General features: G+C 75.1%; 4 protein-coding genes. All 4 read left to right on the top strand.

The window, feature by feature from the left end:
* Nucleotides 1–848 (top strand): serine/threonine kinase C-terminal domain-containing protein (locus GTW67_RS07445; RefSeq protein ID WP_524539756.1); only part of this gene is annotated, 848 nt, incomplete at its 5' end.
* Between the two features lie 166 nt (nt 849–1,014).
* Nucleotides 1,015–3,798, top strand: a complete 2,784-nt coding sequence (locus GTW67_RS07440; protein WP_161164010.1) for a serine/threonine kinase C-terminal domain-containing protein — start codon at nt 1,015–1,017, stop codon at nt 3,796–3,798.
* A 158-nt stretch (nt 3,799–3,956) separates the two neighbouring features.
* Nucleotides 3,957–5,663 carry a serine/threonine-protein kinase gene (locus GTW67_RS07435; RefSeq protein WP_161164009.1) on the top strand — a complete coding sequence of 569 codons (1,707 nt, stop codon included), beginning with the start codon at nt 3,957–3,959 and terminating at the stop codon, nt 5,661–5,663.
* A 61-nt stretch (nt 5,664–5,724) separates the two neighbouring features.
* Nucleotides 5,725–6,180 (top strand): serine/threonine-protein kinase (locus GTW67_RS07430; protein WP_237518723.1); only part of this gene is annotated, 456 nt, incomplete at its 3' end.

The following is a 6,180-nucleotide window of genomic DNA, read 5'->3' as shown; positions in this document are numbered from 1 at the left end:
GCGGGGGAGCCGGTACGCCGAACACCGGCGCGGGCGGCGGCAGTTCCGGCTGGCCCGTCATGCCGCCGCCGGACCTGCCGCACCGGCCCGCGCCCCGCGCACCGCTCACCGACGTGGTGCCGAAGCGGACGCTCGTGATCATCGCGGTGATCGTCGCCCTCGCCGTCCTCGGCACCGTGCTCGCCCTCACCCTCGGCGGCGACGACGACGACGCGGCCAAGGGCGGGACCGGCGCCGGCACGACCGCCACCGCCTCCGCGGGCGACGAGACCAAGCAGGACGGCTCGGAAGGCGCCCGCACCGACGGCGCCGCCTCCGAGCCGGCGACGGACGCCTCCTCGGACACCGCGGGCCAGCCCTCCGCGAGCGCCTCCGGCGACGCCGGGGCCGGCGCGGACGACGCGGGCAAGGACGACGGCGCGGCCGCCACCCACCGCGGCGGCCAGGGCTACTCCATCGGGCTCCCCGAGGGATGGAAGTTCCAGTCCTCGGGCGCCGCCGGCGACCGCTTCACCGGACCCGGCGGGCAGAAGCTGCTGGTCGCCTGGACGTCCACACCCAAGGACGACCCGGTCGCGGACTGGCGGAACCAGGAGCGCTCCATGGTGCGCTCGCAGTACCAGAAGATCCGCATCGAGAAGGTGGGCTACCGCGGCTGGAACGCGGCCGACTGGGAATTCACCTACCAGGACGGCGGCACCAAGTACCGGACCGTCGACCGGGGCTTCGTCGTCAACGACCACCAGGGCTACGCGCTCATGTACACGGCGAAGGCCGCCGACTGGGGCGGTGACCAGCGCCGGGACAGCTGGCGGACGCTGACGAAGACGTTCACGCCCAAGTCCTGAGTCCGGCGGCCCGGGTTCGATCGGTCCGAGATCTGGCATCCCCTCTTTGCGGGTTGCCTCCGGCACGTATCGTGAGTGCTTGCGGACCGTACGCAGCCGGAACGGCCCGCCAGGCGAACGGAATTGACCGACCGGTACCGACGACCGGACTGTCGGGGGAGGCAACGTGGACGACTATGCGGGACGGGTACTCGCCGACCGCTACCGCCTGCCGCTGCCGCCCTCCGACGAGTACGAACTGACCGAGAGCCGGGCCTTCGACACCTACAGCGGCCAGGAAGTCCTGGTCCGGCAGGTGCCGTTGCCGGAGGTCGTCGAGGCGGAGGTGCTCGACGCCGACGGTCTGCCCGACGGTTTCACGGCCCGTGACCGCGGTGCCCGGCGCACCGGCTCCCGGGCCCAGGCGCCCCGGGGCGGCCCGCGGCGACCGGTCGACCCGGTGGTGCGACGTGCCGTCGAGGCGGCGCAGGCCGCGGCCGCCGTTCCCGACCATCCGCGTCTGGACCAGGTCTTCGACGTCTTCGCCGAGGGCGGCTCGCTGTGGGTCGTCAGCGAGCTGGTGGCCGCGAGGCCCCTGGCCGCCCTGCTCGCCGAACAGCCGCTGACGCCGTACCGGGCGGCCGAGGTCGCCTCCGACGTCCTCATGGCGCTGCGGGTGCTGCACGGGTACGGCTGGGTCCACCGCAACATCACCGCCCGCACGGTGCTGGTCTGCGACGACGGACGGGTCATGCTGACCGGCCTGGCGGTCGGGGCGGCGGAGGAAGCACTGTGCGGCTACGACCCGGTCCCGGCCCCGGAGGGCGAGGCGGGTGGCCCCGGGCCGGAGGACCAGGCGGGGACGCCGGGTGCCGGTGGAGCGCCGGAGATCGCCGGGCCGGGCGGTGGGCCGACGGGACGTGAGAGTGCGGTACGTGGTGCTCAGGGCACCCGTGCCGGCGCCCTGAGGGCGGGCGGCCCGGGCGGCGCGGGTACGGAGGCCGGTGCCGATGCCGGTGGTTTCGGGCGCGGCGGGACCGGGGCGTACGGGTCCGGTGGGGCGGCCGGTTCCCCGACCGGGACGTTCGGGTCCGGCAGGGCGGCCGGTCCGGCGACCGAGGCCTACGGGCCCGGCGGGACGGCCGAGCGCGCGACCGGCGCGTACGGTCCGGGTGGCGTCGATCCCGTGACCGGCGTGTACGGCCCCGGCGGTGCCGATCCCGAGGCCGCGCGGCGGGCCGCGATAGAGGCGCGCAGTGAACGCGGGCTCCCGGCGACCGGCCCGGAGGGCCCCCGTGGGCTCCCCGCGGGCTTCACCCCCGCGTCCCTCGACACCGGCGGCGACATCCGCGCCGCCCGCGCCGGAGCCATCGCCGCCTACCGTGCCGGGGCCCGCGCCGCGGCCCGCGTGCAGGAGGCGCAGAGCGGCCGCGCCGCCCTGCCCGGCGCCCGCCCCGCCCCCGACGACGACGGCACCGGCACCGGCACCGGCGCGCACGGCAGTGCCCCCGCACCGCCCGGACAGATCGCCGACCCCTACGGCGTCCGCACCGCCCCCTGGCACGGCGCCACGCCCCGCACGACCGCCGACCCCGCGGACCCCACCGCCCCCGCACCGGCCGACGACCGCGCCGCGCTGCCCCCCGCCCCGCGACAGGAAACCGTCCCGGTCACCGGCGGCTGGGACGACCCGGCCGCCCGCACCCCCGCCCACCGCGGGCCGGGCACCGCACTCGCCGCCGAACGGGCACGGCAGGCCCGCATGGCCGTCGTCGGCCCCGTGACCGAACGCTGGGCGCCGGAGCAGGCCGGGCCGGTGCACGAGAACTGGCAGCTCGCCGCGCCCATCGGCCCCGCCACCGACCTCTGGGCGCTGGGCGCGCTGCTCTTCCGCGCCGTCCAGGGCCACGCGCCCTACCCGGAGGAGTCGACCGCCGATCTGGTGCAGATCGTGTGCGCGGAGCCGCCCGCGTTCGCCGAGGAGTGCGGACCGCTGCGGCCGGTCGTGGAGTCGCTGCTGCGTCAGGACCCCACCGAGCGCATCGACTTCGAGGAACTGGGCGGCTGGCTGCGCTCCCTGGTGCGTTCCGCGCCCGAGCCGGAGGCCGGCCTGCACGTCGTCTCGGCGCCGCCCGCCGACACCAGCCGGCTGCCCATCGTGCGCCGCCGGGGCGAGCTGGTGCGCAGGCGGCGCGCCGGGCTGCCCGCCCACCACGGGCGGCACAAGAGGTCCCGGCAGGAACCCGACCGCTCCCCGCGCAGCCTCGGCCGGACCCTGCTCCTGCTGATCCTGCTCGCCCTGGCCGGAGCGGTCGCCTACGCCATGTTCCTCATGCCGAAGAACGACGCCGACGGCGCCGCCGCCCCCGCCCGCACGGACGCCGCCGAGACGAGCCGGGCGCCGTCGCGGCAGTCGCCCGAGGCCAGCGGCGAACCCAGGCCCGAGCAGTCGTCCGCGAGGCCCGCCCCCTCGGAGTCGGCCGGTTCGGCCGAGACGCAGACCACCGGGCCCGACGTCGCCGACGGGTTCGCGCTGCGCAAGGACCCGGAGGGCTTCCGGGTCGCCGTCGCCGAGGGCTTCAGCCGCACCCCGCGCAACGGCAGCGGCCAGGTCGTCTACGCCAAGGGCGACTACGAGCTCGTCGTCGTGCCCGGCCGGGACGGCTCCGGCGAGTTCGGCACCGACCCGATGGTCTACCAGCGGGACAAGGAACGCGAGTTGGAGCCGTACCGCGCCTCCAGCTGGGCCACCTCCAGCGGGCTGAAGACCATCGAGGTGGGCGGACGGACCATGGCCGAGGGGCAGTTCACCTGGACCGGCCCGGGCGGCGGCGAGCTGTACGTGCGCAACGTGGCGATGCTGATCGACGGGCGCTACCACGTGCTCCAGGTGCGCGGACCCGAGGCGGAGCGCGACGAGGTGACCCGGCTGTACGAGCAGGCGTCGGCGACCTACCAGTACACGGGCTGACGGCACTTGGTACGGACGGGTCGCCTCGATGGTTGCCTCACGGCACAGGAAGCGACAACTGTCACAGAGCGGTCTTCGTACCACCCCACCCGTTCCCCGATCGGGACCCGGTCCCTAGTCTGACCCTGACAAGACCATTGCGGGGCAACGTGAATCAGATGCAGGGCCGGCTCGTCGCGGGCCGTTACCGGCTCGGCGAGTCCATCGGCAGCGGCGGCATGGGCCGGGTGTGGCGCGCTCACGACGAGGTACTTCACCGGGTCGTCGCCATCAAGGAGTTGACGGCCGCGCACTACGTCTCCGAGAGCGACCAGGCCATTCTGCTGGCGCGCACCCGGGGCGAGGCGCGGGCGGCCGCGCGGATCAACCACTCGGCCGTCGTCACCGTGCACGACGTGCTCGAACACGACGGCCGGCCCTGGATCGTGATGGAGCTGGTCGAGGGCCGTTCGCTGGCCGACGCGGTCAAGGAGGACGAGCGCGTCGCACCGCGGGAGGCGGCCCGCATCGGCCTGTGGGTGCTGCGCGCCCTGCGTGCCGCGCACACCGCCGGGGTACTGCACCGCGACGTCAAGCCCGGCAACGTCCTGCTCGCCGACGACGGGCGGGTGCTGCTCACCGACTTCGGCATCGCGCAGATCGAGGGCGACTCCACCATCACCCGCACCGGTGAGGTCGTCGGCTCCGTCGACTACCTGGCGCCCGAGCGGGTGCGCGGCCACGATCCGGGCCCCGCCTCCGACCTGTGGGCGCTCGGCGCGACGCTGTACACGGCGGTGGAGGGCAGGTCGCCGTTCCGCCGCACCTCGCCGCTGACGACGATGCAGGCGGTCGTCGAGGAGGACGCCTCCGAGCCGCTGCACGCCGGTCCGCTCGCGCCCGTCATCAGCGCCCTGCTGCGCAAGGACCCGGCCGACCGGCCCGGTGCGACCGAGGCCGAGCACCTGCTCGCCGAGGCGGCCGAGGGACGGCGCCCGCACGCGGCCCAGGCGTATGTGCCGACGCAGTACGCGGGCGCCGGGCAGGCGCCGGCGCCGGTGTACCCGGGCCATCCCGGCACGGCCGCGCAGACGCCGTATCCGCCGGTGACGGGCCCGACGGCCGTGGGGCACCAGCCGGCGGGTGCCGTGCCGGGCGCGATGACGGGCGGCGGCACGGCGCCCATGGGCTACCCGCCCGCCGCTCCCGCCCGCCCCCGGCGCCGCGTGTGGATGATCGCCCTGGTGGTCGCCTTCGCCGCCCTGGTCGGCGTCGGCACGGCCGTGCTGCTCCAGGCGTCGGACAAGTCGGGCAAGGAAGAGGGCGCCGACCGTGGAGGCGCCGTCACCGGCTCACCCACCCCGTCCGCCTCCGGCTCCCCCTCAGGGGACGACAAGCCCGCGGTCTCCGTCCCGGCCGACTGGGTCCGCCACGACGACCCACTCGGTTTCAGCCTCTCCCTGCCACCGGGCTGGGAGCGGGAGGAGCTCACCACCGACGGCAGCTTCCAGCAGGTCGACTACACGCCCGACGGCGGCAAGCACTTCGTCCGTATCGCCATCGACGGGTCACCGGACTTCGCCGACGCCAAGTCGCACCAGAAAGACCTCGAGCAACAGCTCCAGAAGCTGGTCGGCTACGAGCGGGTGACCATGAAGGAGAACACCTACCGCGACTGCAAGGGGGCGCTGTGGGAGTACACCTGGACGGCGCTGGCCAAGGACCCGCCCTATGTCGCGGGGCCGCGTCACGCGATTGAGGAGATGTACTTCGCGCGGGACGGTGTCGAGTACGCGATCTACATGTCGTCGCCCGAGGAGGACTGGGCGACGACGAGCGAGCAGTTCACCTGGGTTCTGCGGAGCTGGCAGGAGAAGACGGCCTGACCGTCGGATGTCGGCCACCCGGCGTTCGGCGGGCCGGAGCCGGGGCGTCCGGTGGGGCATGATGGGTCGCATGGTGACCCAGGGGTCGGGTGGGCGTGTCGTCGCCGGCCGTTACCGGCTCCATGAGCGGCTCGGCCGCGGTGGCATGGGCATCGTCTGGCGGGCGACCGACCAACTGCTCGGCCGTCAGGTGGCCGTCAAGGCGCTCCCGCGTGACGAGACCCTCTCCGCGGCACAGGCCCGGCGGCGTCGCGAACGCACCCTGCGGGAGGCCCGCGCGGTCGCACAGCTGCGGCATCCGCACGTCATCGTCGTCCACGACGTCGTCGAGGACGAGGAACGGGCGTACATGGTCATGGAGTTCGTGGACGGCGGCTCGCTCGCCGACCGCGTCCTCTCCCACGGTCCGGTCGACGCGCCCGAGGCGGCCCGGATCGGGGTCGCCCTGCTGGAGGCCCTGCGCACCGCGCACAGCGCCGGGATCCTGCACCGGGACGTGAAGCCGTCCAACGTGCTG

This window comes from Streptomyces sp. SID5910 (assembly GCF_009862125.1).
GTDB lineage: Bacteria > Actinomycetota > Actinomycetes > Streptomycetales > Streptomycetaceae > Streptomyces.
The sequence above is the reverse complement of the archived record's forward strand: the minus strand, read 5'-3'. Positions and strand labels throughout refer to the sequence as shown.

Excerpts from the sequence above, each read along its gene's own strand:
- GTW67_RS07435 (WP_161164009.1), top strand. The coding sequence starts at position 3,957 with ATGCAGGGCCGGCTCGTCGCGGGCCGTTACCGGCTCGGCGAGTCCATC.